This is a genomic window from Trinickia dinghuensis (genome assembly GCF_003367175.1).
Classification (GTDB): domain Bacteria; phylum Pseudomonadota; class Gammaproteobacteria; order Burkholderiales; family Burkholderiaceae; genus Trinickia; species Trinickia dinghuensis.
The window spans coordinates 159,283-186,211 of record NZ_QRGA01000016.1; the positions used below are offsets into that span (position 1 = coordinate 159,283).

Annotated in this window: 28 protein-coding genes; 8 read left to right on the forward strand and 20 right to left on the reverse strand. The window is 64.6% G+C overall.

Annotated elements, in window-relative coordinates; translation table 11 throughout:
* Positions 1-828: a glycosyltransferase gene (locus DWV00_RS25695; protein WP_115536526.1), complete on the reverse strand. Its 828-nt coding sequence runs from the start codon at positions 826-828 to the stop codon at positions 1-3.
* Positions 829-830: 2 nt separating this feature from the next.
* On the reverse strand, positions 831-2,087 hold the full coding sequence (locus DWV00_RS25700; protein ID WP_115536527.1) for an MATE family efflux transporter: 1,257 nt from the start codon (positions 2,085-2,087) through the stop codon (positions 831-833).
* Positions 2,088-2,290: 203 nt separating this feature from the next.
* Here DWV00_RS25700 and DWV00_RS25705 point away from each other — a divergent pair, with 203 nt between their 5' ends.
* Positions 2,291-3,691, forward strand: coding sequence for a phosphomannomutase/phosphoglucomutase (locus DWV00_RS25705; protein ID WP_115536436.1), 1,401 nt, complete (start codon positions 2,291-2,293; stop codon positions 3,689-3,691).
* A gap of 60 nt (positions 3,692-3,751) precedes the next feature.
* Here the strand turns inward: DWV00_RS25705 and DWV00_RS25710 are convergent, their stop codons facing one another.
* On the reverse strand, positions 3,752-4,681 hold the full coding sequence (locus tag DWV00_RS25710; RefSeq protein ID WP_115536528.1) for a DUF2242 domain-containing protein: 930 nt from the start codon (positions 4,679-4,681) through the stop codon (positions 3,752-3,754).
* Positions 4,682-4,939: 258 nt separating this feature from the next.
* Here DWV00_RS25710 and waaC point away from each other — a divergent pair, with 258 nt between their 5' ends.
* From waaC to waaA, 3 genes are all read left to right on the forward strand, one after another.
* Positions 4,940-5,935, forward strand: a complete 996-nt coding sequence (gene waaC, locus DWV00_RS25715) for a lipopolysaccharide heptosyltransferase I (RefSeq protein ID WP_115536529.1) — start codon at positions 4,940-4,942, stop codon at positions 5,933-5,935.
* Positions 5,936-5,961: 26 nt separating this feature from the next.
* A complete protein-coding gene (gene kdoO / locus DWV00_RS25720) occupies positions 5,962-6,846 on the forward strand; it encodes a Kdo hydroxylase KdoO (RefSeq protein ID WP_115536437.1) in 885 nt (294 codons plus the stop codon).
* Positions 6,847-6,934: 88 nt separating this feature from the next.
* Positions 6,935-8,248 carry a lipid IV(A) 3-deoxy-D-manno-octulosonic acid transferase gene (gene waaA / locus DWV00_RS25725; RefSeq protein ID WP_115536438.1) on the forward strand — a complete coding sequence of 438 codons (1,314 nt, stop codon included), beginning with the start codon at positions 6,935-6,937 and terminating at the stop codon, positions 8,246-8,248.
* Positions 8,249-8,270: 22 nt separating this feature from the next.
* On the opposite strand, the gene DWV00_RS25730 is transcribed toward waaA, so the two are convergent.
* The 7 genes from DWV00_RS25730 to DWV00_RS25760 form a co-directional block, all read right to left on the reverse strand.
* Entirely contained in the window at positions 8,271-9,518 is a 1,248-nt protein-coding gene (locus tag DWV00_RS25730; protein WP_115536439.1) for a glycosyltransferase, read from the reverse strand.
* Positions 9,519-9,685: 167 nt separating this feature from the next.
* Complete coding sequence (gene ureG / locus DWV00_RS25735) at positions 9,686-10,306, reverse strand: urease accessory protein UreG (RefSeq protein WP_115536440.1); 621 nt, start codon at positions 10,304-10,306, stop codon at positions 9,686-9,688.
* A 46-nt stretch (positions 10,307-10,352) separates the two neighbouring features.
* Positions 10,353-11,033: an urease accessory protein UreF gene (locus DWV00_RS25740; RefSeq protein ID WP_115536441.1), complete on the reverse strand. Its 681-nt coding sequence runs from the start codon at positions 11,031-11,033 to the stop codon at positions 10,353-10,355.
* 4 nt (positions 11,034-11,037) lie between these two features.
* Positions 11,038-11,703, reverse strand: coding sequence for an urease accessory protein UreE (gene ureE / locus DWV00_RS25745; protein ID WP_115536442.1), 666 nt, complete (start codon positions 11,701-11,703; stop codon positions 11,038-11,040).
* Between the two features lie 55 nt (positions 11,704-11,758).
* Positions 11,759-13,465 (reverse strand): urease subunit alpha, encoded by a 1,707-nt coding sequence (gene ureC, locus DWV00_RS25750; RefSeq protein ID WP_115536443.1) that lies wholly within the window; start codon positions 13,463-13,465, stop codon positions 11,759-11,761.
* Positions 13,466-13,511: 46 nt separating this feature from the next.
* Complete coding sequence (locus tag DWV00_RS25755) at positions 13,512-13,817, reverse strand: urease subunit beta (protein ID WP_115536444.1); 306 nt, start codon at positions 13,815-13,817, stop codon at positions 13,512-13,514.
* A gap of 13 nt (positions 13,818-13,830) precedes the next feature.
* Positions 13,831-14,133, reverse strand: coding sequence for an urease subunit gamma (locus tag DWV00_RS25760; RefSeq protein ID WP_115536445.1), 303 nt, complete (start codon positions 14,131-14,133; stop codon positions 13,831-13,833).
* A gap of 376 nt (positions 14,134-14,509) precedes the next feature.
* Between DWV00_RS25760 and DWV00_RS25765 the strand changes: the two genes are divergently transcribed.
* Positions 14,510-15,433 (forward strand): NAD(P)/FAD-dependent oxidoreductase, encoded by a 924-nt coding sequence (locus DWV00_RS25765; protein WP_115536446.1) that lies wholly within the window; start codon positions 14,510-14,512, stop codon positions 15,431-15,433.
* A 17-nt stretch (positions 15,434-15,450) separates the two neighbouring features.
* Here the strand turns inward: DWV00_RS25765 and DWV00_RS25770 are convergent, their stop codons facing one another.
* The 6 genes from DWV00_RS25770 to urtA form a co-directional block, all read right to left on the reverse strand.
* On the reverse strand, positions 15,451-16,353 hold the full coding sequence (locus DWV00_RS25770) for an urease accessory protein UreD (protein ID WP_115536447.1): 903 nt from the start codon (positions 16,351-16,353) through the stop codon (positions 15,451-15,453).
* Between the two features lie 62 nt (positions 16,354-16,415).
* Positions 16,416-17,108, reverse strand: coding sequence for an urea ABC transporter ATP-binding subunit UrtE (gene urtE, locus DWV00_RS25775; RefSeq protein ID WP_115536448.1), 693 nt, complete (start codon positions 17,106-17,108; stop codon positions 16,416-16,418).
* 45 nt (positions 17,109-17,153) lie between these two features.
* Positions 17,154-17,939: an urea ABC transporter ATP-binding protein UrtD gene (gene urtD / locus DWV00_RS25780; protein WP_245965045.1), complete on the reverse strand. Its 786-nt coding sequence runs from the start codon at positions 17,937-17,939 to the stop codon at positions 17,154-17,156.
* 62 nt (positions 17,940-18,001) lie between these two features.
* Complete coding sequence (gene urtC / locus DWV00_RS25785) at positions 18,002-19,222, reverse strand: urea ABC transporter permease subunit UrtC (RefSeq protein WP_115536531.1); 1,221 nt, start codon at positions 19,220-19,222, stop codon at positions 18,002-18,004.
* Between the two features lie 8 nt (positions 19,223-19,230).
* On the reverse strand, positions 19,231-20,844 hold the full coding sequence (gene urtB, locus DWV00_RS25790) for an urea ABC transporter permease subunit UrtB (RefSeq protein ID WP_425452831.1): 1,614 nt from the start codon (positions 20,842-20,844) through the stop codon (positions 19,231-19,233).
* A gap of 116 nt (positions 20,845-20,960) precedes the next feature.
* Positions 20,961-22,259: an urea ABC transporter substrate-binding protein gene (urtA, locus tag DWV00_RS25795; protein ID WP_115536532.1), complete on the reverse strand. Its 1,299-nt coding sequence runs from the start codon at positions 22,257-22,259 to the stop codon at positions 20,961-20,963.
* Between the two features lie 417 nt (positions 22,260-22,676).
* Between urtA and DWV00_RS25800 the strand changes: the two genes are divergently transcribed.
* Positions 22,677-24,644 (forward strand): hypothetical protein, encoded by a 1,968-nt coding sequence (locus DWV00_RS25800; RefSeq protein ID WP_147297977.1) that lies wholly within the window; start codon positions 22,677-22,679, stop codon positions 24,642-24,644.
* On the opposite strand, the gene DWV00_RS33790 is transcribed toward DWV00_RS25800, so the two are convergent.
* The 4 genes from DWV00_RS33790 to DWV00_RS25815 form a co-directional block, all read right to left on the reverse strand.
* Positions 24,590-24,805, reverse strand: a complete 216-nt coding sequence (locus tag DWV00_RS33790) for a hypothetical protein (RefSeq protein ID WP_147297978.1) — start codon at positions 24,803-24,805, stop codon at positions 24,590-24,592. The two genes, DWV00_RS25800 and DWV00_RS33790, sit on opposite strands and share 55 nt — an antisense overlap.
* Before the next feature lie 16 nt (positions 24,806-24,821).
* Positions 24,822-25,145 carry a rhodanese-like domain-containing protein gene (locus DWV00_RS25805; RefSeq protein ID WP_115536451.1) on the reverse strand — a complete coding sequence of 108 codons (324 nt, stop codon included), beginning with the start codon at positions 25,143-25,145 and terminating at the stop codon, positions 24,822-24,824.
* Positions 25,146-25,223: 78 nt separating this feature from the next.
* Positions 25,224-25,877: a protein-L-isoaspartate O-methyltransferase family protein gene (locus DWV00_RS25810; RefSeq protein ID WP_115536452.1), complete on the reverse strand. Its 654-nt coding sequence runs from the start codon at positions 25,875-25,877 to the stop codon at positions 25,224-25,226.
* A gap of 103 nt (positions 25,878-25,980) precedes the next feature.
* Entirely contained in the window at positions 25,981-26,238 is a 258-nt protein-coding gene (locus DWV00_RS25815) for a hypothetical protein (RefSeq protein WP_115536453.1), read from the reverse strand.
* A 135-nt stretch (positions 26,239-26,373) separates the two neighbouring features.
* Here DWV00_RS25815 and DWV00_RS25820 point away from each other — a divergent pair, with 135 nt between their 5' ends.
* Positions 26,374-26,691 (forward strand): YkgJ family cysteine cluster protein, encoded by a 318-nt coding sequence (locus tag DWV00_RS25820; protein ID WP_425452832.1) that lies wholly within the window; start codon positions 26,374-26,376, stop codon positions 26,689-26,691.
* Positions 26,692-26,717: 26 nt separating this feature from the next.
* On the forward strand, positions 26,718-26,924 hold the full coding sequence (locus DWV00_RS25825) for a hypothetical protein (protein ID WP_147297979.1): 207 nt from the start codon (positions 26,718-26,720) through the stop codon (positions 26,922-26,924).
* Positions 26,925-26,929 lie beyond the last annotated feature (5 nt).

Consider the following 26,929-nt stretch of genomic DNA (forward strand, 5'->3'; position numbering starts at 1 on the left):
TCAGTTTGCGGATGCGGCGAACAGCGCGCGCTTCATCTTTTTCAAAGCCGTATAGGGCGTTACGAAATGGAGCAGGTTTTTTCCGAGCCCGAGCCAGTCGTAGAGATTGGCCGCGTCGAAGTAGCGACATTGCAGTCTCAGCGTCGACACGATTTGCCGGCGCCGTTTCGTCGCGCTGATCCCGCCTTCGTTCAACTCGTAGTAAAGCCCGAGTTCGGGCAGATTCGCGCAGTCGTAGCGCTCCATCAGCCGCAAGAACAGATCGAGATCCTCGGCTGCGCGGTAGGCGACGCGGTAGTTGCCGACTTCGCGCACGGCATCGACGCGCAGCATCATCGCCGGATGGATCAGCGAGGTGCGAAAAAACCGCAGGCGGCGCACGCCGGCGGGCTCGGCCGCCGGACGAAGCACGAACAGCGGCGCACCTTCGCGCGAGACGACTTGCGTCCACATGCCGAGGCCGGCCACGTTGGGATGTGCTTCGAGGTACGCGCGCTGCTTGGCGAGCCGTCCGGGCGCGGCGAGATCTCCGGCATCGATTCTGGCCGCGTAGCGGTAGCCGCGTGCGGCCAGCGCCTCGATGCCCGCTTGCAGCGCGCGCTCGATGCCGCCGTTTTGCGGCATGCGCACGATCTCGACGTCCATGTTCGGCAGCGTCGGCGCGACGATCGGCGGGTTGCTGCCGTCGTCGACGATCAGGACGCGCACGAGCGCGCTTTCGGCGAACGAGGCGAGCGTGCGCTCGACGTCGGCTTGACCGTTGTAGGCCGGCATCAGCACGGCGACGTCGGAAAGCGGGTCCGGCGATGCGGAACTGGAGGAGGGCATCGTCATGGGCGCAACTTGTAGCGGATGTAATAGACGTTGACGGCCACCGCCGCACCGTAGCCGGCGGCCAGCCCGGCGAGCGCGCCGTAGGCGCCGATGCGCGCGATGGCGACGAGGTTCACCGCGAACGCGACGGCCAGCGCGAGCAGCCATTTCGTCAGGAGGACGAACTTTGCCTGGTACTTGAGCAGCACGAGATTGCCGATCGCCTCGATGCCGGCCGGGACCGAGAGCCAGACGCACCAGCGAAAGATCGGGATCGCACCTGCGTAATTCGGGCCGAACACGCGTGTGATAACGAGCGGCGCCAGCGCATCGAGCACGAGTGCGCCCGAGATCATCACTGTCGCAGCGAGCAGCATCAGGCGGATGACGTTGCGCAACACGTGCGCGCGGTCCTGCACACGGTAGACGAATGCCGGCGCGATCGTCTGCGCGAGCATCAGCGCGAGCGCGATCCAGTTCTCGTTGATTTGCTGCGCGGCCGAGTAGCGGCCCAGATCGGCGAACGAAATCGTGTGCTCGAGCATGAGCCGGTCGAGCTTCAAGAACAGGTACATGCAGACGAGCCCGACCCAAAACACCGTACCCGCACTCGCGAAATGGCGCAAAAGGCCGGGTTCGACGCGCCAGCCGAGCTTGCCGCCGTGGCGGTGCGCATAGTAGGCGAGCAGTACGACGCCGATCACGGCGGATTCGAGCGCCCACAGCCACGAGAAGCGCGGCGCGCCGACGGCCATGCGGACGAACGCATAGACGAGCGCGAGCTTGGCGATGGCCGTGGCCATGCTCGTCACGAGCTGCGGCTTGCTGTAGGTCATGCTTTGCAGCCACGAGTTCACGACGCCGATGAACGGCTCGCGAAACAGCATCGTGACGGCGAAGCCCGCGAGCATCGCACCGACGACAGGGTCGAACAGGCCGGCGGCGATGCCTGCCCACGTGCCCGCCAGCGCGAGCGCGGAAACCGAGAAACGTAAGACGAAAGCGCTGCCGAGCACCGTACCGAGGTCGGCTTCGCCGCGGTGCACGATCGTCGGCACCAGAATTTCAGCGCCGCAGACCCATGTAATCGGCGCGAGCACGAGCAGCAGCGTGTTCGCGTATTGCCATTTGCCGAAGACGTCCGGCCCGAAATAACGGGCGAGCAGGCCGGCAATGGCGATGGCCACGACGATCTGCGTCAGTCGCTCGAGGCCGAGCCAAACGATGTTCGCCGCGGCTTTCGCGACGTCCGGGTGGGCAATGCGCCTCAGCATGAGATAAAAGGCAGGAATTTTGCTGGCCGTGCGTGCGCCGGCATGGAAATAGCGCACTTTTCGGCCGTGATCTCGTACGGCAGGTTAGCGAAGGGGCCTATGCGCATTAAAATGGGCGCCACGCGCCGATCGAAAAACCGCAATTATAAGTGGGTTGCCGGCGCCAGCATCTTTCCCATCATAGCCAAAAGAGAGAGCCATCAATGATCTCGCAATCCATCTTCAAGGCGTATGACATCCGAGGTGTCGTCGGCAAAACTCTCGATGAAGACGTCGCACGGCTGATCGGCCGCGCGTTCGGCAGCGAAGTGCGCGCACAAGGCGGCGATGCCGTCGTGGTCGCGCGCGACGGCCGCCTGTCCGGTCCCTCGCTGATCAAAGCGCTGGCCGACGGGCTGCGCGCGGCCGGCGTCGACGTGGTCGACATCGGCATGGTGCCCACGCCGGTCGGCTATTTCGCCGCGAGCGTGCCGCTTGCGCTCGAAGGCGGCGAGCGCCGCGTCGATTCGTGCATCGTCGTGACGGGCAGCCACAATCCGCCCGACTACAACGGTTTCAAGATGGTGCTGCGCGGCGCCGCCATCTACGGCGAGCAGATCCAGGCGCTGTACCACCGCATCCAAAAGGACGACTTCGCGAAAGGCGAAGGCAAGGGCGGCTACGAGCAGTACGACATCGCCGACAAGTACATTGAGCGCATCGTGAGCGACGTGAAGCTCGCACGGCCGATGAAAATCGTCGTCGACGCCGGCAACGGCGTTGCCGGCGAGCTGGGGCCGCGTTTGTTCAAAGCGCTCGGCTGCGAGCTCGTCGAGCTGTTCACCGAAATCGACGGCAATTTCCCGAATCACCATCCCGATCCGGCCCATCCCGAGAACTTGCAGGACGTCATTCGCGCATTGAAGGAGACCGACGCCGAGATCGGCTACGCGTTCGACGGCGACGGCGATCGTCTAGGCGTCGTGACGAAGGACGGGCAGATCATCTATCCCGATCGCCAACTGATGCTGCTCGCGCAGGAAGTGCTGTCGCGCAACCCGGGGGCGCAGATCATCTATGACGTCAAATGCACGCGCAATCTGGCGAAGTGGGTGCGGGCGAAGGGCGGCGATCCGGTCATGTGGAAGACGGGCCACTCGCTCGTCAAGGCGAAGCTGCGCGAGACGGGCGCTCCGCTCGCGGGCGAGATGAGCGGCCACGTGTTCTTCAAGGACCGCTGGTACGGCTTCGACGACGGGCTCTACACGGGCGCGCGCATGCTCGAATTGCTCTCGCGCGAAAAGGATCCGAGCAAGGTGCTCAACGATCTGCCCAACTCGGAATCGACGCCGGAGCTCCAGCTCAAGCTCGAGGAAGGCGAGAATTTCGCGCTGATCGGCCGCCTGCAGAAGGAAGCGAAGTTCACCGGGGCCGACGAGGTCATCACGATCGACGGCTTGCGCGTCGAGTATCCGGACGGCTTCGGGCTCGCGCGCTCGTCGAACACGACGCCCGTTGTCGTGATGCGTTTCGAGGCGGACAACGCCGCTGCGCTCGCGCGCATTCAGAGCGACTTCCGCCGGGTGATCCTGGCGGCCAAGCCGGACGCCAAGCTGCCGTTCTGATCGCGTTCCTGCGCTATAAACGGATTAAGGGCCGCGTGAGCGGCCCTTGAGCGTCATGGGTTACTGCTGCGTAGGCGTGGCCGGGGCCGACGCGCCTTGTGGCGCCGCCGGCGCCGATGTATCGGGCGGCGTGGCATTGGCGGGTTTGGCGCCCTGGGATACCGGTGGCGTAACGGGCGGGGAGAGCGGTGCCGAAGCCGATACGGCCACTGCGGCCGCCGCCGCCGGTGCAACCGGAGCAAGGACCGAGGCCGCCGGCGTCACGATCGAGGTGGGCGCCGGTGCAGCCGGCGCAGCCTGGGACGTGGGCGTGGGCGAGGGCACCGACGAGGCGGCCGGCAGCGATGTCGCCGACGGCGTCGCTGCCGCGGGTGCGATCGGCGGCATCAACACCGGCGCCGGGCTGGAGAGCGTCGTCGACGTCACGGTGCCGGCCGGGACGGGCGCCGTTTTGATCAGCGTGACCACATAGTGGCTGACCGAATCGAAAAAGCCGTTGTAGAAGGCGGTCGATTGGATCGTTTCGCTCGACACCTTCACCATCGCGTCGCTATTGGAGCGGATCGGCAGCGAGACCGATCCGAGCAGGCTCAAGCCGACGCTGGCCGACGTGTCGCTCTTCTTCAGCGCATAGCCGCTTTGAATCGCATTCGCGTACATGATGCTCGAACCGTCGGCGTCCACGCCCGGCGTGCAGACGACGTGAACGTCCACGGAGATGTGCGAGTCGCCGTTCGGCTGGAAATCCTTCGTCGCATCGATGCGATCGGGCTGCGTGAGCGTCGTCAGGTAGCCCTGATTGAGCAGCGCGCGGCGCGCGGCCTCGCACGCATCGGCGCTGCCGACGTTGAACGTGCGTGAGAACGGGCTCGTTCCCGCATCGAACAGCTCTTGCTGGAATTTCGGCTGCGGTGTGCTCGAGCACGCGGCGAAAGCCGTGAATGCCGCGCACGATAAGGCCGCGCGGACTAGGCGGAACGAACTGGGCATGATGCTTGTCAGGTGCTGCGCTCGGCATGCGCGTGATTCGAAGACGAGCATTGTAGTGCCTTCCGGCGATCGGTATGTCGGGGCCAGGGTCGATGATGCGACATGGCGACAGTGCCGCATCGGCTGCTTTGGCCGCACCCCTGCCATCAACGAGGCTCGGGCGCGGTAGAATCCCAGCCCTTCAGGCAGCGCTCGGCGAACGAGGCGTCTCGTGCCCCGCCGCGCCTGCGATGCCGCACCTTTCTTTTTTCTTTCAGCGTGCAAAAGATACTGCTCGTTCGCGTGTCCTCGCTCGGCGACGTCGTTCACAACATGCCGGCCGTCGCGGACATACAGCGCGTCTATCCCGACGCGCAAATCGATTGGCTCGTCGAAGAAAGCTTCGCCGATCTCGTCACGCTCGTGCAGGGCGTGCGCCGCCCGATTCCTTTTTCGCTGCGGCGCTGGCGCAAGCGGCTTTTCTCCGCGTCGACGTGGCGCGAAATCAGGGTATTTCGGCGGGCACTGGCGGCCGAACGCTACGACCTCGTCATCGACTGCCAGGGCCTGATCAAGACGGCCTGGGTCGCGAGCTGGGCGCGCGGGCCGCTCGCCGGGCTTGGCAATCGCACCGACGGGGCGGGCTACGAGTGGCCCGTGCGCTTCTTCTACGATCGGCGCGTGCCGATCGAGCCGCGCACGCACGTGGTCGAGCGCACGCGGCAGCTGGTGGCGCAGGCGATCGGCGCACCGCGGCCCGAACCGACCGACGACATCGAGTTCGGACTCGATACGTCGCGTGCCGCGCGCGCGCTGGCGGAGGTGGGACTGAACCTGCCCGTGCCTTACGTGGTGCTGGTTCACGCCACGTCCCGTGCCGACAAGCAATGGCCCGACGCCGCGTGGATCGAGCTCGGCCGCGGGCTCGTGACTCGTGGCGCCTCGCTGGTGCTGCCGTGGGGAAGCGAAGCCGAGCGAGCCACGAGCGAGCGGCTGGCCAAGGAGTTCGGTGCCGCCGCGATCGTGCCGCCGCGCTTGTCGCTGCCGGCCGTGGTCGGGCTGCTCGATGGGGCGGCCGCGACGGTTGGCGTCGATACCGGCTTGGTGCATATTGCCGCGGCGCTGAAGCGGCCCACGGTCGAGTTGTACAATTTCGCGACCGCATGGCGCACGGGCGGCTATTGGTCGCCTTGCGTCGTCAATCTCGGCACCGCCGGCAGCCCGCCGACGCTGCAGCAGGTCAAGGCGGCGCTGGCCGGATTCGGCCTGCTGTAACCGCTCGCGCTCAGCTCAACCGGACCATGAACGAATCGCAAATCCTCGAAGTGAACTGTACGGACTGGTCGGGCTCCGACCTGTCCGTCACGCGCGATACGCTGCGTGTCGCGCTCGAAACGGGCAAGGTCCTGTATTTTCCGAATCTGCGCTTCGCGATTGAAGGCGGAGAGACGGCGCTGCTCGATCCCGCGCTGGCCGATCCGAAGCGCAAGAACATCAGCCTCGATCCGCGCGGCGGCGCGTTGCACGGCGTGGCGGGCGACGGCGTCACGCAATCGGCCGTGCGGGCGCTCGTCGCACGCTATCAAACGCAGGCGCGCTCGCTCGTCGATCATTTGTTTCCCGAGTACACCGACGCGCTGCGGCCCGCGCCTACGAGCCTGCGCCTCAAGCGCGTGGAAACGCGCCACACGTCCTGGCGCAAGGACGACAGCCGGCTGCACGTCGATGCGTTCCCGTCCCGGCCGAATCGCGGCGAGCGCATCATGCGCGTGTTCGCCAACGTCAATCCGCACGGCGAGCCGCGCGTATGGCGGGTCGGCGAGCCGTTCGAGCAGGCAGCCCGGCGCTTCTTGCCGAAGATCAAGCGGCAGGCTCCCGGCTCGGCCTGGCTGCTCAATGCGCTTCACATCACGAAGTCGCCGCGGAGCGCCTACGATCACTTGATGCTCAACCTGCACGACGGCATGAAGGCGGACCTCGACTATCAAAAGGCTTGCCCGCAACAGACGATTCCTTTTCCGCCGGGCAGCACGTGGATCTGCTTCTCCGATCAGACGTCGCATGCGGCGATGTCCGGGCAGTACATGCTCGAGCAGACGTTTTTCCTGCCGGTGCGCGCGATGGTCCAGCCCGAGTGCGCGCCGCTCGGCATTCTCGAGCGGCTCGAAGGCCGCGCGCTGGTTTGATGCCGATGCGTCGCGGCACATGTGATCCGCGCGCGGGGGGAGCGGCTGCTTCGCGCGGGCGACGTTCGGCATTCGCGGGAGGGCCGGCATGTTGAGGGCCGTCTATCGCGCGCTATGGTGGATCGTCGCGCCGCTGGCCGTCTTGCGCCTGCTGATTCGCTCGCGCCGCGAGCGCGGCTATCGGGAACATATCGGCGAGCGCTTCGGCTTTGCGCGCGGCCGGGTACCCGAGGACGCTGCTCCGTTGATCTGGGTTCACGCCGTGTCCGTCGGCGAGACGCGCGCGGCGCAGCCGCTCATCGCGGCGTTGCTGGAGGCGCGGCCCGATGCGCGCGTGCTTGTCACGCACATGACGCCGAGCGGGCGCGCCACGAGCGTGCAGCTGTTCGGCGATCGCGTTCTGCGCTGCTACTTGCCGTACGACCTGCCGCACACCGTGCGCCGGTTCCTGCGTGCCTGGCGGCCGTCGCTCGGTATCGTCATGGAAACGGAAGTGTGGCCGACGCTGATCGACGAATGCCGCGCGGCTGACGTCCCGCTCGTCCTGACGAACGCGCGCATGTCGGCGCGCTCGTTCAAGCGTGCTGTCCGCTTCGGGGCGGCCGCGCGCGAAGTCTTCGGCGGCTTTACGCGCGTGCTCGCGCAAAGCCCGTCCGATGCGGAGCGGCTCACGGCGCTCGGCGCGCGCAATCTGGCCGTGCTCGGCAATTTGAAATTCGACATGGCGACACCGCCCGAGATCGTCGCCCGCGGACGCGCCTGGCGCGCCGCGATCGGTGCGCGGCCGGTTTGGGTCGCCGCGAGCACGCGCGAGGGCGAGGAAGCGCTCGTGCTCGACGCGTTCGCGGCCTTGGCGCTCGATGACGCGCTGCTGATCCTCGTGCCGCGTCATCCGCAGCGTTTCGATGAGGTTGCGGCGCTCGTTGAGCGGCGAGGATTGCGTGCGATGCGGCGTTCAACCTGGGGTGGGGCGGCGCAGGCCGCGGCCGCGGCGTCTGCCGCCGGCGAGCCGTTGCCCCGCGACGTGAAGGTGCTGCTCGGCGATTCGATGGGGGAACTGGGTGCCTACTACGCGGCCTCGGACATCGCCTTCATCGGCGGAAGCTTGTTGCCGCTTGGTGGCCAAAACCTCATCGAAGCGTGCGCAGTGGGGGTGCCGGTATCGATCGGCCCTCACGTGTTCAACTTCTCGCAGGCGACAGCCGATGCGGTGGCCGCCGGCGCCGCCGTGCAAGTGGCCGATCCGGCCGACCTGGCCCGCGTGCTGGGCGAATTGTTTGCCGACAAATCGCGACGGGTGGCGATGGGGGCCGCTGCGGCGGCATTCGCAGCGCGCCATCGCGGCGCGACGGGCCGAACGGTAGCGGTGCTCGAAGCGTTGCTGCCTCAGGCGGGGGCTTAGCCGGCCGCGAACGCCTCAGTGTTCAGGTAGAGACGGCTTCGAGCGCGAGTGCGGCTTTCGGGTGGTGGCGGGCCTTCAAGACGTTGCCTACACAAAGCGCGAGTCGTTCCTTGCTCGCCTCAATGCCATAGTGCTGCGCACGAGCGAGGGCCTTTGCACTCATCTCTTCGCGCAGTTGCGCGTTGGACAGGATTCGTCCCATGGCGTCGGCCATCGTCTGGATGTCGCCGACGGGCAGGAGGATGCCGGCGCGCCCGTGATCCAGAATGTCACGCGGACCGGTCGGGCAGTCGGTCGAAACGACCGGCTTGCCGTGCGCGAGCGCTTCGAGCAGCCCCATCGGTTGGCCCTCGTTACGAGAACTGAGGATGAACAAGCTGGCACCCGCGATCAGCGCATGAGGGTTGTCGACGTGCCCGACGAAATGTGTGCGTTCGGCAATACCGAGCGATGCCGCGCATGCTTCGAGTTCTTGTCGGAAGGCGCCGTCGCCGACAAGAACGAGGTGTTCGACGATGGGTTTGTCTTGCAAAAGCCGAGCGTAGGCATGGAGCAAGGTCCGATGGTCCTTCTGCAGTTCGTCGAGGCGCGCCACCGATACGATATAGGGCGCAGCCACCGGGCTGCGTGGCGCGGCGGGTTCATTTGCGCGCGCGCGGATAGCGTCGACGTCGATCGCGTTCGGCAGCAGAAACGGCCGCGGCAGTTCGTTGCCGAACAGGATGGGCGCCTCATCGGCCATTTGCTGGTTCAGCGCGATCACGCGATCGTAGTCGCGTAATTGGTGCGACAAGCGGCGCACTTTGCGCGGGCGATGGCCGAAGCGGGCGTTGAAACTGAAATGACTCACCGCCACCGACGCAATGTCGAAACTGCGTACCCATCGGCGCAGCGACATATCGAAGTCGATCAGCACGTCATGCTGGCGAGCCAGGGTTGCGAGGCGCTTGCGGACATAGGGGTGGACCGCCGCGGTATTGAATACGTCGCGGCACACGCGCCCGAACTTGCCGAGACGGCCGGCGTAGCGGCGCGCTTCGAGCCGGGTGAGCCACGCACGATCGGCTAATACTTCCACTTTGACGTCGGCGGGTACCCGAGCGCGAAAATGCTGCTCGAACGCGGGCGATGAAAACATGACGGAAAGCGTGACGTCGAAGCGGGAACGGTCGAAAATCCGCAGCCACTGCATGAGTGCCGATTCGATGCCACCCTTACCGAAGCCGACGATATGTAAAAGAACAGCGACGCGCCCCTGCGAATTGCCCATGGTCCGATATACGAGATCTTGCGCTGCCCACCGCCGTAGTGACGGGTGGCGCTGTTGATTTGCGCAGGATCTTAGCATTGCGCATCGGAATGGGCCAACGTGCGAGCACACGCGGATGATGTTGCGTGCTCCCAGTTAGAGCGCTGATATCGCCGCGAAACCGCCATCTAGCCGGCGAACAACCCCTTGCGCTCGATGAAGGCAATCACTTCCGCCAGCCCGCTTTGCGTCTTCAGATTGCACATGACGAACGGTCGCTCGCCGCGCATCGTCTTGGCATCGGCGGCCATGATGTCGATGTTCGCGCCGACATGCGGTGCCAGGTCGATCTTGTTGATGACGAGCAGATCGGACTTCGTAATGCCGGGGCCGCCTTTGCGCGGAATCTTCTCGCCGCCGGCCACGTCGATGACGTAGATCGTCAAATCGGACAGCTCGGGGCTGAACGTGGCCGCGAGGTTGTCGCCGCCCGATTCGATGAAGACGATATCGGCGTCGGGAAAGCGCGTGAGCATCCGGTCCACCGCTTCGAGGTTGATCGAGGCGTCTTCTCGTATCGCCGTATGCGGGCAGCCGCCCGTTTCGACACCCATGATCCGTTCGGGCTCGAGCGCGCCGGCAACCGTCAGCAGCCGCTGATCTTCCTTCGTGTAGATGTCGTTCGTGATGGCAACGAGATCGTAGCGATCGCGCATGGCCTTGCAGAGCATTTCGAGCAGCGTCGTCTTGCCCGAACCCACCGGGCCGCCCACGCCGACTCGCAGCGGCGGCAGTTTCTTGGTTCTCATTGTCGATGCCCCTTTCAATCTTTCGGAATCTCTCGGAATTGCTCGGTCAAGAGCGGAAAAGACGCGAATACTGCGTCTCGTGCCGTGCCGACAACACGCCGAGCATCGGCGAGAAGGTGTTGATGCGGTCGGGCGGCGTGTCCAGCGCGCGCGCAACGGCTTCGTCGATCACCGCCCGCGCGGCCACCAAAATGCGCTGGCCGGCGAGTTGGCCGAGCGGGACGGCTTTGATGGCCGCCGACACTTGGTTTTCGGCCCAGGCGAACGCGTATGCCGCCAGCGCAGCGTCCGCCGCCACTTCGTGCGCCGCCGCGGCGAATGCGAACGCTGTCGGCTGAGACAGCGGTGTCAATGCTTCGAGCGTCGTACGCCGCGCTTGATCGCCCCATTCGAGCGATAGCGCGAGTTGCTTCAGCGACCATCCCATCTGCTCGGTCTCGCGCCGCAGTTCGGCGGCTTCGCGGCTTGCTAGGAACTGCTTGTCGGCTGTGGCCAATGCGTCGGCGTCATGCCGCTGCCAGCGCCCGAGCTGATGGGCAATGAACGGTAACTCGCCGCGGGCAAGAACGTGCAGCAAGCCGTCTTCGACCCACGCGCGGGCCGTTTCGCCGTCCCCGATCCATTGTGCTTCGACGGCGGCTTCGAGCCCCTGGGAATAACTGAATGCCCCGATCGGCAGCGCCGGCGAGGCAAGGTGCAGCACGGCGGTCAGTTCGGCCAGGCGCATGGTTTCAGTGCTCGTGACCATGATGGTCGTGCCCGCAGTTGCCGCAGCCGTCGTGGCTGTGATCGTGGGCATGATCGTGCGTGTGCCCGTGCTCATGCTCGTGTTCATGCGGGTGCGCGTGTCCGTTCCCATGCCCATGTCCATCATCATGCCCATGGCGCTGAGCGAACACCTGTTGCGCAAGCGCATAGTCTTCGGCAAACGTCGCGTCGTGGCCGTGACGATGTCCGCCGCCATACGCGCCGGCCTCGGGATGGAACGCCTGCGCCTCGCGCTCGACGCGCGCACCCAAACGCGTCAGCATCGCTTCGAGCACCGGGTCCGCCTCGAGCTTCAGATAATCGACCCCGATTTCCACGGGCGTATGCCGATTGCCGAGATGATAGGCCGCGCGTGTAAGAGTCAGTGTATCGGACGCCCGAACCACGAGCACCGCTTCGGGCGCCGCGATCACGCGCACGAGCGCGCCGTCGTCGGCCACGAGTACGTCGCCGTCGGCCAGCACGGTGCCGCGCGGCATGACGAGTGCAACTTCTTCGCCCGTGTCGAGCGTGGCGGCGAGCCGGCTCTTGCAGCGCGCGTCGTAAGCGAGCGTCAGCGTGGGCGCGCGGGAGACGAGCGAGGCCGCGAGCTTCGCGGGCGGGGCAATCCGTTTGTCGATCGTACGCATCGGAAAATGGTCAGGGCATGTCAGGGCACCTAAGCGCCCGCAAAAATAACGTCTGTCAGAACAAGAAATACCGCTGTGCCATCGGCAAGACGGTGGCGGGCTCGCAGGTCAGCAATTGGCCATCGGCGACTACCTCGTATGTTTCCGGATCGACGCTGATCGAAGGCTGCCAGGCGTTGTGGATCATGTCCGTCTTCGATACTGTGCGGCATCCGCGCACGGGCACGATGCGCTTTTGCAGGCCGTAGCGCTTGGCAACACCGGCGTCCGCGGCCATCTGCGAGACGAAGGTCAGCGACGTCCGTGCCAGCGCGGCCCCACGCGTCGCGAACATCTCGCGGTAGTGCACGGGCTGCGGCGTAGGAATCGAGGCGTTCGGATCGCCCATCTGCGCGAGCGCGATCATGCCACCCTTCAGAATGAGCGTGGGCTTCACGCCGAAGAACGCGGGCTCCCAAAACACGAGGTCGGCCCATTTGCCTGCTTCGATCGAACCGACTTCATGCGCGATGCCGTGCGTGAGCGCCGGATTGATCGTGTATTTCGCGACGTAGCGCTTGGCCCGAAAGTTGTCGTTGCGCGAGCTGTCTTGCGGTAGCGCACCGCGTTGCACCTTCATCTTGTGCGCCGTCTGCCACGTGCGGATGATGACTTCGCCCACACGCCCCATCGCTTGCGAATCGGACGACAGCATCGACAGTGCGCCGAGGTCGTGCAGGATGTCTTCGGCCGCGATCGTCTCGCGCCGAATGCGCGACTCGGCGAAGGCGAGGTCTTCCGCGATCGACGGATCGAGGTGATGGCACACCATCAACATGTCGAGATGCTCGTCGAGCGTGTTGATGGTGTAGGGGCGGGTCGGATTCGTCGAGGACGGCAGCACGTTCGCCTCGCCGCACACCTTGATGATGTCGGGGGCATGGCCGCCGCCGGCGCCTTCGGTGTGGTACGTGTGGATCGTGCGCCCTTTGAATGCCGCGACGGTGGCTTCGACGAAACCCGCTTCGTTCAGCGTATCGGTGTGGATGGCCACCTGCGTGTCGGTGTCGTCAGCGACGCAGAGGCAGTTGTCGATCGCGGCGGGCGTCGAGCCCCAGTCCTCGTGCAGCTTCAGACCGATGGCGCCGGCGGCGATTTGCTCGACGAGCGGGCCGGGCAGGCTCGTGTTGCCTTTGCCTAGGAAGCCGAGATTCATCGGCCAGCCGTCGGCCGCCTGCAGCATGCGTTCGAGATGCCACGGGCCCGGCGTGCAGGTGGTCGCGTTCGTGCCCGTCGCGGGCCCCGTGCCACCGCCGAGCATCGTCGTCACGCCGGAGGCGAGCGCTTCCTCGATCTGTTGCGGGCAAATGAAGTGGATGTGCGTATCGATCCCGCCGGCCGTCACGATCAATCCTTCGCCCGCGATGATCTCCGTGGCCGCGCCGATGGCAATGGTGACGCCCGGTTGAATATCGGGGTTGCCGGCCTTGCCGATCGCCGCGATACGTCCGTTCTTGATCGCGATGTCGGCCTTGACGATGCCCCAGTGATCGAGAATCACGGCGTTCGTCACCACGGTATCGGCCACCTCGGATGCGACGCGCTGCGATTGCCCCATGCCGTCGCGGATGACCTTGCCGCCGCCGAACTTCACTTCCTCGCCGTAGATCGTGAAATCGCGTTCGATCTCGATCGTGAGGTCGGTATCGGCGAGCCGGATGCGGTCGCCCGTCGTCGGTCCGAACATTTCCGCGTAGGCGCGGCGGCTGATGCGTAGTGTCATGACGATGCGTAGTCCTAAGGATTGACCGGGGATGCCGCTAACGAGATCAGAGCGGTCCCATCACCTTGCCGTTGAAGCCGTAGACCTCGCGCGCGCCGGCCAGCGCCACGAGTTCTACCGTGCGCGATTGCCCCGGCTCGAAGCGCACCGCGGTTCCGGCAGCGATGTTCAGCCTGAAGCCGCGTGCCTGTTCGCGATCGAACGCGAGCGCCGCGTTGGCCTCGTAGAAGTGATAGTGGGAGCCGACTTGCACGGGCCGGTCGCCGGTATTGGCGACCGCCAGCGAGCGTGTCTCTCGGCCCACGTTCAGCTCGATGTCGCCGTCTTCGGTCAGGATTTCGCCGGGAATCATGGTGAGCGTTCCCTCAGGGAATCGGATGATGAACGGTGACGAGCTTCGTGCCGTCGGGAAACGTGGCTTCGATTTGAATCTCGGGAATCATTTCGGGTACGCCGTCCATGACGTCGTCGCGCGTGAGCAGCGTCGTCCCATAGTGCATGACTTCGGCAACGGTCTTGCCGTCGCGGGCTGCTTCCATGAGTGCCGCGGAGATGAACGCGACGGCTTCGGGGTGATTCAGTTTCAAGCCGCGTGCGCGGCGTCGTTCGGCAAGCAGTGCTGCGGTGAAGACGAGCAGCTTGTCTTTTTCACGGGGCGTCAGTTTCATGGCGCGGAGCGCTCAAGCGTAATGTCGATGAAAGATAAGGCCGCAATCCGCGGGGGGCATGGGATGGCCGTTCGTGCCGCGATGAAATGCTGAAATGCGCGGTTATCGTAGCACTGGGGTGCGATGTATGGGAACGTATCCCGATCGATTTTACGGAGTCCTGAGTAATTCGATCCGCCATAGTGACACGATGCACCGCAATGACACCTTGTGCACTGTAATGAAGCGCGTGAACCGTTATCGATTCGATATGACCATGCGTATCGGAGGGCGGAGAGAACATGATTTTCGGATTGGCATCGATTGCTTCGGATTGCACGATCCGTTAGCCGTTTGCAGCGGATAAATTGCGACTCAAGTAGCAAGGAGATCGCTCATGTCGGCTTTTGATGCAATCATCGTAGGCGGCGGCCCTGCCGGCGCATCGTGTGCCCTATGGCTGAAACTGTTGGGATTTCAACCCTGCATCGTCGAGCAGCGCTCGGAATTGGGCGGGCTCCAAAACGAAAGTCCCTACCCCAATGAGTGGATCGCTCCGGTGGTCGGTGTGCGCGGCGAAGAGGTCGCGCACCGCATACACGGCAACATTCTTTCTCGCGGTATCGAATGCCGCCTGAGCACATCGGTCGAGTGGGTGACGATCGACCGCGGCCGGTTTGTCGCCGATGTCACCGATGCAGCGGGGCGGCAAGACATCCTGTCCAGCCCCTATCTTGTACTCGCGTCGGGCGTGCGTCCGGCCGACGGCGGATTTCGCGCAGGCCCGAATTTCGTGATCGGACCGGGAAAGCGAATCAACGGAAGAGACTTCCGCGGCCAATCCGTCGCGATATTGGGCGGTGGCGACAGCGCATTCGAAAATTACGAGTTTATCCGTGCCAAAGGCGCTGCCCACACCCACATTTATGCCCGATCGATTCGAGCGAGACGGGACTTTCTCGAGCGCATTCCTGTAACGGACGTCAGTGTTGGTCCGTACGACGTTTGCCCCGATACGGCTACTGTGTCGGGACAACGTTACGATGTCGTCGTCGTCCTCTATGGCTGGACGCCGTCGCTCGAATTCATGCGTGGCCTCGACCTCGCGCGTAGCGCCGAAGGGTTCGTGTCGGCCGACAGCCGCACCGCCGAAACGTCGATACCCAACGTGTTTGCGATTGGCGAGGTCGCTCATCGAATGCATCCGTGCTGCGTGACGTCGATGGCTGATGGCGTGGTTGCCGCCAAGGAAATTCAGAAGCGGATCGAAGCGGATTCCAGGGGCCGCTTCATTGCCGCCGCGCGTGCCCTAGCTTTGTAGGTGCGGCGTGGCGCGGCCTACGTGCGCCAGAGCCGCAGGTCGTGCGCACCTACGCCGTGCACCAGCGGGCGCAGCGTATGCCAACACTGGATAAGCCTGTCCTGCAGCCTCTCCATCGAGTTCGACACCGCGCGCACGATGAGCACGCCCGGCGTGACGCAAGAGGCCCCCGCGCGCAGGCCGTCGTCGAACGGCAATTGTCGCGTCAGCATGTCGGCAAGCGCGTCGTCGCAGGCGGGGCCGATCGCCCAGAGCGTTCCATAAGCGGGATAGCTGTCAAGCCCTTGGCGCGCCACGCGCAGCGCGTCATCCGCCGCGAGTTCCGCGCGCTCGAACCAGAGCAGCTTGCCCGATGGGCCACAAATCCGCGCTGTGCTCGACAACGCCCCGGCGGCCCAGCGTTCACCGGCGGCGACTCGCCCGAGCTGCGTCGCATCCCAGCCGAGCGCCGTCGCACCTTCGGCGAGCGTCAACGTGAAGTCGAGCGCGATCCGCGCGCCATCGAAAACGATGTTGTTTTGCGGTAGCCAATCGAGCTTCGCATCGGTTTCGGCGACGATATCGATGCGTTGGCGTGCAATGCGGCCGTTCGACTTGTACCACTTCGCAGCACCGGGCGTCGTGAGTACGGCATGCGTGCCCGCGCCGAGCGAGACGTCGAGCGTCAGGGCATCGCCGCCGGCGATACCGCCGGGCGGGTGGACGATCACCGCATGGCAGATCGCATCGCCTTCCGGGTACAACGGCTTTTGCACGCGCAACGGGCCCAAGTGAAGTCGATGCGTCAGCGTCGTCCGCGTGCTACGCCGCTCGAAACCGAGCGCGAGGCTCGCTTGCCAGCCGTCGGCAGCGCGCGGGCGCTGCCCGGCGCTGGGTTCGGCAGCCACTGCCGTCGAAGCGTCGGTTACATGAGAAGACATGAAATGCGGAGGGCGCCGGATAGGCTTGAGTAAGCGTGGAATCGAGCATAACACCGGCCCTGTCAGACAGCGATCATCTCTCGCACGCCGGCAGCCTCCATCTCGCTGCCCGCGCCGCCCGCGACGATTTCGCCGCGCCGCATGACCCAGTAGTGATCCGCGAGTGCCTTGGCGAAGTCATAGTACTGCTCGACGAGCAGTACCGTCATCCCCGTTTCGTCGACGAGCTTGCGCAGGGTCCGGCCGATCTCCTGAATGATCGAGGGTTGAATGCCTTCGGTGGGTTCGTCGAGGATCAACAGGCGCGGCTCGCTCATCAGCGCCCGGCCGATCGCGAGCTGCTGTTGCTGGCCGCCCGACAAATCGCCGCCGCGCCGTTTGCGCATGTCTTTGAGGACGGGGAAGAGCGTGTAGATGCGCTCGGGCACCTGCGAGACGCCGCGCTTGCTCGCCGCGCCGACGAGCAAGTTTTCTTCGACGGTGAGGCGCGCGAAGATCTCACGCCCCTGCGGCACGTAGGCGATGCCGCGCGCCACGCGTGCCGGCGGCGCGAGTGCATCGATCGTTTGGCCGTGCCATGCGATCGTGCCGTTCTTGGCCCGCACGACGCCCATGAGGCAGCGCATCAACGTCGTCTTGCCGACGCCGTTGCGGCCGAGCAGCACGGTCAGCGAACCTTGCGGCACGTGCATCGTGACGTCGCGCAAGATATGGCTGCCGCCGTAAAACTGATTGAGTCCGGTCACGTCGAGCATCGATGCTGTCCTTGCGGGTGCGTGAATGCAAAAAGGGCGAACGGCTCAGCGGCCGAGATACGATTCGATGACGGCTTCGTCGCGCTTCACCTCGTCGAGCGAGCCTTGCGCGAGCACGCTGCCCTCGGCCATGACCGTCACGCGCGAGTGCGTTCCGGCGAGTGCGGCCACGAACTCCATGTCGTGCTCGACGACGATCATCGAACACGTGCCCCGCAATCGGTCGAGCAGGGCGGCGAGCGCCATTGTCTCGTCGTCGGTCATGCCCGCGGCGGGCTCGTCGAGCAAGAGCAGCGCGGGCTGCTGCATGAGCAGCATTCCGATCTCCAGCCGTTGTTTCTGCCCGTGCGAGAGTTCGCCGGCCGCTCGCCATGCTTGCTGTTCCAGCCCGATCGTCGCGAGCGTCTCTTCGATTCGGGCGATGGCGGCGGGCGTCAGCCGTGCGCGCAGCGTGGCGTGCCAGCGCTTGTCGGTTTTCATCGCAAGCTCCAGGTTTTCCCACACCGGATGCTGCTCGAACACGGTCGGCTTCTGGAACTTGCGGCCGATTCCGGCACGGGCGATCGTCGGCTCGTCCATGCGCGTGAGATCGAGGGTCTGGCCTAGAAACACGCGACCATGATCGGGCCGCGTGCGACCCGTGATGACGTCCATCATCGTCGTTTTGCCGGCGCCGTTCGGTCCGATCACGCAACGCAGTTCGCCGACGTCGAGCGTCAGCGACAAAGCATTCAGCGCGCGGAATCCGTCGAAGCTGACCGTCACGTCTTCCAGATAGAGGATCGTGCCGTGCGTGACGTCGATCGCACCGGGCGCGACGATGTGCGCCATCGGCGCATCGCCCGCGGGTGGAACGTGGGCCGCCGCCGTTTCATTAGGCGTGCTGAGCATCGTCATTTGCGGGTGCTCCTTGCCACGAGCGAGGATGCCAAGCCGGCGAGACCGCGCGGCAGCGCCAGCGGCACGACGACGAACAACGCGCCGAGAAAGAACAGCCAATATTCGGGAAGATGCGCCGTGAACACGCTGCGGGCAGCGTTGACCGCAAATGCCCCGGCGATCGGCCCGAGCAGCGTGCCGCGTCCGCCGACGGCGACCCAGATCGCCATTTCGATCGAGTTCACCGGCGACATCTCGCTCGGGTTGATGATGCCGACTTGCGGTACGTACAGCGCGCCGGCGATCGCGCAGAGCATGGCTGATAAGGTCCACACGAACAGCTTGTAGGCGAGCGGGCTGTAGCCGAGAAACATCAAACGTGTCTCGCTGTCGCGCATGGCAGTGACGATGCGGCCGAGCTTGGATGTGACGATGGCGCGCGCACCGACGAACGCGAGCACGAGCACGGCGAACGTCAGCAAAAAGAGGGTGACGCGCGTATAGGGGTGCGCGATCGGAAATCCGGCGATGCGCTTGAAGTCCGTGAAGCCGTTGTTGCCGCCGAAGCCCGTTTCGTTGCGATAGAAGAGCAGCATCGCCGCGTACGTGAGCGCCTGGGTGATGATCGATAAGTAGACGCCTTGCACACGGGAGCGGAACGCGAAAAAGCCGAACGTCCATGCGAGCACCGCGGGCACGACGAGCACGAGCAAAAGCGCATACCAAAGGTGCTCGGTGCCGTGCCAGAACCAGGGCAGTTCATGCCAGTTCAGAAACACCATGAAATCGGGCAGATCGCTGCCGTAGACGCCGTCATGGCCGATCGAGCGCATGAGGTACATGCCGATCGCGTACCCGCCGAGCGCGAAGAACAGGCCGTGGCCCAAGCTCAGGATTCCGCAATATCCCCAGACGAGATCGAGCGCGAGCGCTGCGATCGCATAGCACATGAACTTGCCGCCGATCGTCAGCGTATAGGCGGATAGATGAAAGGCGCTCGATTCAGGCAGCACGAGCGCGGCGATCGGTACGCCGAAGCCGACGACGAGCACGAGTGCAACGAGTGCGCTCCATGCGGGGCGAGACAGCAGTCGGCGTCGTTGCGGAAGCACGAATCGCGTGGGAGACGTGTGCGCCGTGCGCGGGTGGCTCGGTTCGCGCGCGGCATCGTCGGCGGCGTTCACCGATGAGGGAGCGTCTGGTTCCGCCGTCGCCGTGGGAGTGAAAGAATGCATCGCGGGCCTCATGCATTGCGTCCTTTCAGAGCGAACAAGCCCTGCGGACGCTTTTGAATGAACAGGACGATCAGCACGAGCACGGCGATCTTCGCGAGCACCGCGCCGGAAAACGGTTCGATGGCCTTCGTGAGAATGCCGAGCCCGAAGCTGCCGAGCACGGTGCCGGCCAATTGCCCGACCCCGCCGAGCACGACGGCCATGAACGAATCGACGATATAGCCCTGACCGAGATCGGGGCCCACGTTGCCGATTTGCGAGAGCGCGCAGCCGCCGAGGCCGGCGATGCCCGCGCCGAATGCGAACGCATATGAATCGATGAATGCCGTTTTCACGCCGACACAGGCAGCCATGCCGCGATTCTGCGTGACGGCGCGCACGAACAGTCCGAGTCGCGTGCGTGTGAGCACGGCCCAAGCGATGGCGACGACGCCGAGCGAGAACGCGAGGATGGCGATGCGGTTGTACGGCAGGATCAGATTCTGCATGACGGTGACGCCACCCGTCATCCAAGCGGGATTCGTGACTTCGACGTTCTGCGCGCCGAACAGCGTGCGAGTCGCTTGCATCAGCACGAGGCTCGCGCCGAACGTCGTCAGCAGCGTTTCGAGCGGCCGGCCATACAAGCGCTTGAGCACGAGCCGCTCGAGCACGACGCCGACGAGCGCCGCGGCGATGAACGAGGCCGGCACCGCGGCGAGCGGATACCAGTCGAACGCGCCCGGCGCGTAATGCCGAAACGCGCTTTGCACGACGTAGGTCGCATAGGCGCCGATCATCAGGAATTCGCCGTGCGCCATGTTGATGACGCCGATGACGCCATAGGTGATCGCGAGCCCGAGTGCGGCCAGCAGTAAAACGCTGCCGAGCGAGATACCGGCGAACAGCGTCCCGGCGATGCGGCTGTTGCGTTCGATCGCGTCGAGCGCGTCGATGCCGCGCTGCGCCGCGGCGCGCACGCGCGGATCGGTTTCGGCGAAGGTGCCGTCGGGGTGCTGGGCGACGAGCGGGCGCAACAGCGGATAGAGGTCGAGGTCGTGCCGCGCGGCCACGAGTCGAACCGCTTCCAACCGCCTGGCCGGGTCCGCGTCGGTGAGCGCTGTCGTTGCCCACAGCACGTCGAGACGGCGCTTGAGCGCGGCATCGGTTTCCTTCGCGCGAGCCGCTTCGATGAACGGCTTCATCGAAGGATCGGGATTCGCAAGGAGGGTGTCGGCGGCCTTGCGGCGCACCGCGAGATCGGGCGAGGCCAGCTGCGCGCCGGCCAACGCATGCGCGACCTTGTTGCGCAGCAGGTTATTGAGCATGACGGGCTGGGCGTCGCCGATCTCGACCAGCCGGCCGGAGACGGCGTCGCGCGCATGCGCATCGTCGCCGCTCTCTGCGATCAGCACTTGGCCCGAATCCGTTGCCAATGCGCGATCGTCGGCGAGCGCCCCGAGCAATGCGAGTCCTGCCGCATCATGGTTGGTCGCGAGCGTGTCGATGGCGGTGGCTTTCGCATCGAAGTCGTCGCCCGCGAGCGCCGCGACGTCGGCTGTCGTCAGGGCGAACGCCGTGGAGGCGGCGAGCGAGCACGCGAGCGCGACCACGAGTGCGCATCGGCGTAGGGATCTGTTCATGGGTCGAGGCATGCAAGGAGCGACGGTCCAAGGGCGAGCGGCGGCAGCGCGAGGCGCGATCGAACGCGCCTTGCACTGCCGTCCGCCGGGCGGGCTGCGGTCGAACGCGCCGTTGCCTAAGCGACGTTGCGCCGGCGCAAGAACTCGCGGATCGAGCTGACGACGTCGGGCTTGCCTTGGTTGCCCGCAATGTACGGACTCCACGGCTGCGCGCGAACGGGCGCCTTCGTCTTCCAGACGATGTTGAATTGGCCGTCGGCGCGCACTTCGCCGATCATCACGGGCTTGTGCAGATGGTGGTTGCCGTCCATCGTCAGCGTGAAGCCGGACGGCGCGTCCACCGTTTGCCCGATCATCGCGGCTCGCACCTTGTCGACTTCAGTGCTCTTGGCCTTCTCGGCGGCTTGCTTCCACATATGGATGCCGACGAAGGTCGCTTCCATCGGGTCGTTCGTGACGCGCTTGCTGCCGCCGGGCAGGTTCTGCGATTTGACCCACTCGGCCCACTGGGCCTTGAATTTCGTATTGGCCGGACTCCTGACCGACATGAAGTAATTCCACGCGGCGAGCTGGCCGACGAGCGGCTTCGTGTCGATCCCGCGCAGTTCCTCTTCGCCGACCGAGAATGCAACGACCGGGATATCCGTCGCCTTGATCCCCTGGTTGCCGAGTTCCTTGTAGAAGGGCACGTTCGAATCGCCGTTGATCGTGGAGACGACGGTGGTCTTGCCGCCTTGCGCGAACGCCTTGATGTTGGCGACGATCGTTTGATAGTCGCTGTGCCCGAAAGGCGTATACACCTCCTGAATGTCGGCGTCGCTCACGCCTTTCGAATGCAGGAAGGCGCGCAAGATTTTATTCGTCGTGCGCGGATAGACGTAATCGGTGCCGAGCAGGAAGAAGCGTTTCGCGCTGCCGCCCTCGGCGCTCATCAGATATTCGACTGCGGGCAGGGCCTGTTGATTCGGCGCTGCTCCCGTATAGAAGACGTTGCGCGACATTTCCTCGCCTTCGTATTGAACGGGGTAATAGAGCAGTCCATTCAACTCTTCGAAAACGGGCAATACCGATTTCCGCGAAACGGAGGTCCAGCAGCCGAATACGCAGGCGACTTTGTCTTGCGTCAGCAGTTGCCGAGCTTTTTCGGCGAACAGCGGCCAGTTCGATGCCGGGTCCACCACGACAGGCTGAATTTGACGGCCCAAAACGCCGCCGTTCTTGTTGATGTCGGCGATCGTCATGAGCGCCGTGTCTTTGAGCGAGGTCTCCGAAATCGCCATCGTGCCCGAGAGCGAATGCAAGATGCCGACTTTGATCGGCCCGCTCGACGACTGCGCGCGAGCGAACGGGGCTTGCCCTGCTAGCGCTAGCGCGCCGGAGAGCGAACCGAGCTTCAACAAGCTACGACGTTTCATGTGCTTCCCCTTGCCGATGCTGAAATAGCGTTTATTGGAGTAGGCCGCGCGATGCGGGCGTCGATGAGACAAGCGACGCGTGCGCGGACCGCCGAGCATTGCAAGGGATATGCCAACCGCGATTTGTCGGGCGCAGCGCGGCCCAGCGCGGCGATCGCCGAAGGGGAGGGAGATGGTTTGCACCAATTCCGGCTGCCAACTTGGTGCGAGCCGCGTCGCGAAAGCGCAGGGTGCGCGATGTTGGTGAACGAATGGGCTGTTTCGCGCTTGCCGTGAGGGGTTGCGTCACCGATCTCGTTGCTTCGATAATGGCTGCGCTCCGCTTACTGGGCAAATACGATTCAATGGTTGTGTAATATAAATGTAATAAAAAATCATCAAAAGATAACAAGCCAATTCAATTAGAAGAGAACCGATATGACCAACGGAAAGGCTGTACGAGGGCAGTACAAGAGGGGGATGGGGTGGGCGGCAACGGGGGCCGTTGCGCTATTCGCGCTGGCCGGCTGCGGCGGTGGGGGAAGCAGCGGCAGCCCGAGCGCGGGAACGAGCGTCACGCAGGTTGCGCTGCAAGGCACGGCAGCCGTGGGCGCACCGATGGCGAGCGCCAACATCGTCGTCATCGATTCAAAAGGCGCGATGGCGACGACCACGGCCGATTCCAACGGCCAGTACTCCGTTTCCGTAACTAGCCTGACGGCGCCGCTCGTGATTCTGGCATCGGACCCAACCGGCGTCGATTCCACGCAAGTGTCGGTGGTACCGTCGATGGGCACGACGTCGACGGTCACCGCCAACGCCACGACACTGACCACCGCGATCAGCGCCCTTCTGACCAGTACCGGCAATCCGACGGATCTAGCAGCGAGCAGCAGCGCACTGGCGGCCGTGACGCCCGCGAGCGTATCGGCGGCGGTGAGCAGTTTGAAGACCGCGTTGTCGACAATTCTGGCCGCCAACGGTGTCGGCGCGGCGACGTTCGATCCGATCGGCACGCCTTTCACGGCCGACCACACGGGGCTGGACGGCGTCATCGACGCGGTTCAAGTGGTCGCGGCACCGGGTGGAGGCGATGAACTCGTTTCGACCGCGGATGCGACGACGAGCGTTTCGCTGAACAGCAGCGCGAATATCTCGACCACGCTGTCCGCACCGCCTGTCCAAGGCGGATATCTGAGTTCGCTGGTATCGCAGCTTTCGCTGTGTCTGAACGGGACGAGCACGGCGTGCAGCCAGGCGATCGACGCCAAGTACTTGGGGAACGGGTTTACATCGTTCGCGAGCGCGCATCCCGTGGTGGCTGCCGGCGGGGTGACGCTGGGCGTTCCGCGCACGCTCCAATTCTTCACGGCCGGCGGCGTTCAGAAGGCGCTGGTTCAACTGCCCTATGTGACGCAGAGCGGGGCCAAGGGCTCACTCGTCATCGTGGTGCAGCAATTGTCGAACGGCAGCTGGGATGTCATCGGAAATCAGCAGCCGTACAACGTATCGATTTCGTCGTTCCTCGAGCGCAAGCAATTCCTGGATCCGACCGAAGTGAAGTTCGGCCGTTACGAAGCCGGCATTTCGATCACCGTACCGAACGGTGCGGCTGGCACCCCCAATCCGGCCAATCTCGCGTCGGCCGCCGTGACCGGCCCCGGCATCAACGGCACGGTATATCTGACGCCGCGTGCCGGCGTCGGCAACGCCTTGCTGGGCTTGACGAGCACCGCGCTGACGCAGCCGCCCGTCGGCAGCGTGCTGTCGACGTCGAACACGAGCCTGTATCGATGGTCTTGGCTAGCTCTGGGCGGTAGTGCGAACGGCACCTTCGTTCCGGGTACCGGCGCTATGGGTTACTACACTCCGTCTCCGATCGACGTGTCGACGGTGCCGAGGTACGCCACCTACACCGTGACGTTCTACGATTCGACGGGCGCGCAGATCGGCCAACCGTTCTCGGTCATGAACCCGACGCCGGTGATGCCCGCGACGGCGGGCCAAGGCGTGCTATGGCAAAGCTTGTCCGGCAATACGATCGCGAACTTCATGAATCCCGCCGGCTCATTGGCGGCTCAGCAAGCGAGCGCGCCGATCGCCTGGTCGAGCTTGATCAATGGCGTGAACGCCGCGCCGCTCGTCGGCAAGGTGCAGATCCAGGCAACGCCGGGTACGGGCGTGAATACGAGCGAGGTCGACGGATGGGCGATCATGCCTTCGACGTTTGCCATAAACGGCAGCTATGCCGCCACGGTCACGGCCGGCGTCGATCAAACGGGCGTCCAGCAATGCACGAGCGCGTGCGCCTTCCCGGCGCTGCAGACCGGCGCCTCGCGCCTCGTCCAGCTTTATTGGATCGCGGGTGAGATCGAGTACTTCAACATCTGGAAGTACAACGACTGATTGAGCGCGACCGGGAAGGGGGCGGCGTTGCCGCCCTTCGACGCGACGGTTTTGCATCGGCCAAACAAAATGCCGTCGGTTCGGAAGGCCGACGGCATTTTTATCGCATCGATGGCGGCAGTGGGAGGCGCGATACGGTTCGAGTGGGCGTCGCCGCCCATTCGACGCTCGGTCGGCTCAATAAAGCGGCACCTTCGGATCCACCTGACGCGACCACGCGTCGATCCCACCTTGAAGGTTGAAGATGTTCTTGAAGCCGCGCCCTTCGAGGAACATCCCGACATTGGCGCTGCGTGCACCGTGATGGCAGATGCAAACGATCTGCGCTTCGTCGTCGAGTTCTTCGCTGCGCGCCGGGATGTCGCGCATCGGAATCTCGACGCAGCCGGCGATATTGGCGGTCGCGACTTCCCAGGGCTCACGCACGTCGAGCAGCACGGGAGCGGGGCGCGACGAATCGGCCAGCCATTCGGCGAGTGCGGGAGCGGTCAGGTTTTGCATGGCGGACGATCGATTGAAATAACTGAGCGGCGCTGGGCGGCACGGCCTGCTAGGCCGCACCGCTGCGAAGCGATGAAATTAGAACTTGAAGCGCGGCGGCTGAACGGCACCCGCCAGCGGCTCGACGAACGTCTCGAACACGTCGGCCACGCGGAATTGCTTTTCGTCGATGCGCGTGATGACTTGCGCCTTCATGACGGGAGCCGTGCCGACGAACGCTGCGAGGCGGCCGCCGATCTTCAGTTGCTCGAGGATTTCCTGCGGCAGCACGGGCAGGCCACCCGACACGCAGATGACATCGTACGGTGCGCCCGTGGGCCAGCCGCGCGCGCCGTCGCCGAGCGCGACTTCGGCATTCGTCACGCCGTTCTCGGCCAGATTGCGCTTGGCGAGTTCGACGAGTTCCGGCGAGATATCGACCGTCAGCACGTGGCGGGCGCGGTGAGCGAGCAGCGCGGCCATGTAGCCCGAGCCCGCGCCGATTTCGAGCACGGTTTCATGCTTCTTGACGGCCAGCTCTTGCAAGATGCGCGCTTCGACGCGCGGGAAGAGCATGTGCTCGCCCGTGGGCAGCGGCACTTCGAGATCTGCGAACGCGATCTCGCGGTAGGCGGCGGGGACAAAATTTTCGCGCTTGACGATCGACAGCAGATTCAGCACGTCCTGGTCCAGCACGTCCCAGGGGCGAATTTGTTGTTCGATCATGTTGAAACGGGCTTGCTCGATGTTCATGGCGACTTAGCGGACTTAGGACGTGACGTAGCGGTTATAGCGGTGCGGTACGACAGAAAGAAACTTCGGGATTGTACCAAACCGAATGCGCAAGCCGATGTGCTCAGCGTTTGCTGCGTTTGATCTGCGCCTCGAACGCCACGTCGAGCTTGCTGACCCGCTTGGGTTTCGCGGGCGAGATGGCGTCGACGAACGAGACGAACGCATCGAGCGGCAGCGGCTCGGAAAGCGGCAACTCGACCCCGCTCGCGCGGTCGACCAGACGAAACAGGCCGCCGGGCATGCCGATGGCGGCGTATTGGGTATTGCCGGTGCGCTCCTTGAGCTTTTGCACCGCGGAAATGGCGCGTGTGCCGCGCATGCTTCGATCCTCGTAAAATCGCGGGTTAAACATCTACTTTACCAAGCCGCGTGCCCGCGCACCTAATGTCGTATGGCGGGCGCGGATGCAAATTGGGCTCGCGCACGGCCGCGCGCCCTTATTCGGGCCCTTGCAGTGAACGCCACCGGTTTCAGCCTCAGTTCTGTCAGTTCGATCAGTTCGTCCTCCGCACCCGAGCATGCATGCCGTCCCGGCTGCGGTGCCTGCTGCATCGCGCCGTCGATCACGAGTCCGATCCCGGGCATGCCGAACGGCAAGCCGGCGGGTGTGCGCTGTATTCAGCTTTCCGATGAGAACCGGTGCCTCATTTTTGGGCTGCCCGAACGTCCGAGCTGTTGTGCGGGATTGAGTCCGTCGCTGGAGATGTGCGGTTCTTCCCGGACGGATGCCTTGCTTTGGCTGACCCAGCTCGAGATAGACACGCTGCCGTAGCTTTTCCCACTTTCATGACGGGCGCGATGGTCGGCAATTTCGTCATGGTCGGCGTCGGCACCGCGATCTTAGAACCCATCGATACGGCGTCGGGCGCAGCCTATGCCTATCCGAAGGAGATTACGGTGTCGTTCGGCCAACCGGCCCCGTCGAAAGCCGCTCCGGATACCGGCAAGGCCACGCCGATCGATTCGACGGCCGCAATCGATACCCCGGCCCCGCCGGCGAAGTGACTCCG

Bases quoted from the DNA above. Each gene is read 5' to 3' on its own strand.
- DWV00_RS25695 (WP_115536526.1), bottom strand. From the start codon at position 828: ATGCCCTCCTCCAGTTCCGCATCGCCGGACCCGCTTTCCGACGTCGCC.
- DWV00_RS25700 (WP_115536527.1), bottom strand. From the start codon at position 2,087: ATGCTGAGGCGCATTGCCCACCCGGACGTCGCGAAAGCCGCGGCGAAC.
- DWV00_RS25705 (WP_115536436.1), top strand. From the start codon at position 2,291: ATGATCTCGCAATCCATCTTCAAGGCGTATGACATCCGAGGTGTCGTC.
- DWV00_RS25710 (WP_115536528.1), bottom strand. From the start codon at position 4,681: ATGCCCAGTTCGTTCCGCCTAGTCCGCGCGGCCTTATCGTGCGCGGCA.
- kdoO (WP_115536437.1), top strand. From the start codon at position 5,962: ATGAACGAATCGCAAATCCTCGAAGTGAACTGTACGGACTGGTCGGGC.
- waaA (WP_115536438.1), top strand. From the start codon at position 6,935: ATGTTGAGGGCCGTCTATCGCGCGCTATGGTGGATCGTCGCGCCGCTG.
- DWV00_RS25730 (WP_115536439.1), bottom strand. From the start codon at position 9,518: ATGGGCAATTCGCAGGGGCGCGTCGCTGTTCTTTTACATATCGTCGGC.
- ureG (WP_115536440.1), bottom strand. From the start codon at position 10,306: ATGAGAACCAAGAAACTGCCGCCGCTGCGAGTCGGCGTGGGCGGCCCG.
- DWV00_RS25740 (WP_115536441.1), bottom strand. From the start codon at position 11,033: ATGCGCCTGGCCGAACTGACCGCCGTGCTGCACCTTGCCTCGCCGGCG.
- ureE (WP_115536442.1), bottom strand. From the start codon at position 11,703: ATGCGTACGATCGACAAACGGATTGCCCCGCCCGCGAAGCTCGCGGCC.
- ureC (WP_115536443.1), bottom strand. From the start codon at position 13,465: ATGACACTACGCATCAGCCGCCGCGCCTACGCGGAAATGTTCGGACCG.
- DWV00_RS25755 (WP_115536444.1), bottom strand. From the start codon at position 13,817: ATGATTCCCGGCGAAATCCTGACCGAAGACGGCGACATCGAGCTGAAC.
- DWV00_RS25760 (WP_115536445.1), bottom strand. From the start codon at position 14,133: ATGAAACTGACGCCCCGTGAAAAAGACAAGCTGCTCGTCTTCACCGCA.
- DWV00_RS25765 (WP_115536446.1), top strand. From the start codon at position 14,510: ATGTCGGCTTTTGATGCAATCATCGTAGGCGGCGGCCCTGCCGGCGCA.
- DWV00_RS25770 (WP_115536447.1), bottom strand. From the start codon at position 16,353: ATGTCTTCTCATGTAACCGACGCTTCGACGGCAGTGGCTGCCGAACCC.
- urtE (WP_115536448.1), bottom strand. From the start codon at position 17,108: ATGCTCGACGTGACCGGACTCAATCAGTTTTACGGCGGCAGCCATATC.
- urtD (WP_245965045.1), bottom strand. From the start codon at position 17,939: ATGGCGCACATCGTCGCGCCCGGTGCGATCGACGTCACGCACGGCACG.
- urtC (WP_115536531.1), bottom strand. From the start codon at position 19,222: ATGCATTCTTTCACTCCCACGGCGACGGCGGAACCAGACGCTCCCTCA.
- urtB (WP_425452831.1), bottom strand. From the start codon at position 20,844: ATGAACAGATCCCTACGCCGATGCGCACTCGTGGTCGCGCTCGCGTGC.
- urtA (WP_115536532.1), bottom strand. From the start codon at position 22,259: ATGAAACGTCGTAGCTTGTTGAAGCTCGGTTCGCTCTCCGGCGCGCTA.
- DWV00_RS25800 (WP_147297977.1), top strand. From the start codon at position 22,677: ATGACCAACGGAAAGGCTGTACGAGGGCAGTACAAGAGGGGGATGGGG.
- DWV00_RS33790 (WP_147297978.1), bottom strand. From the start codon at position 24,805: ATGGGCGGCGACGCCCACTCGAACCGTATCGCGCCTCCCACTGCCGCC.
- DWV00_RS25805 (WP_115536451.1), bottom strand. From the start codon at position 25,145: ATGCAAAACCTGACCGCTCCCGCACTCGCCGAATGGCTGGCCGATTCG.
- DWV00_RS25810 (WP_115536452.1), bottom strand. From the start codon at position 25,877: ATGAACATCGAGCAAGCCCGTTTCAACATGATCGAACAACAAATTCGC.
- DWV00_RS25815 (WP_115536453.1), bottom strand. From the start codon at position 26,238: ATGCGCGGCACACGCGCCATTTCCGCGGTGCAAAAGCTCAAGGAGCGC.
- DWV00_RS25825 (WP_147297979.1), top strand. From the start codon at position 26,718: ATGGTCGGCAATTTCGTCATGGTCGGCGTCGGCACCGCGATCTTAGAA.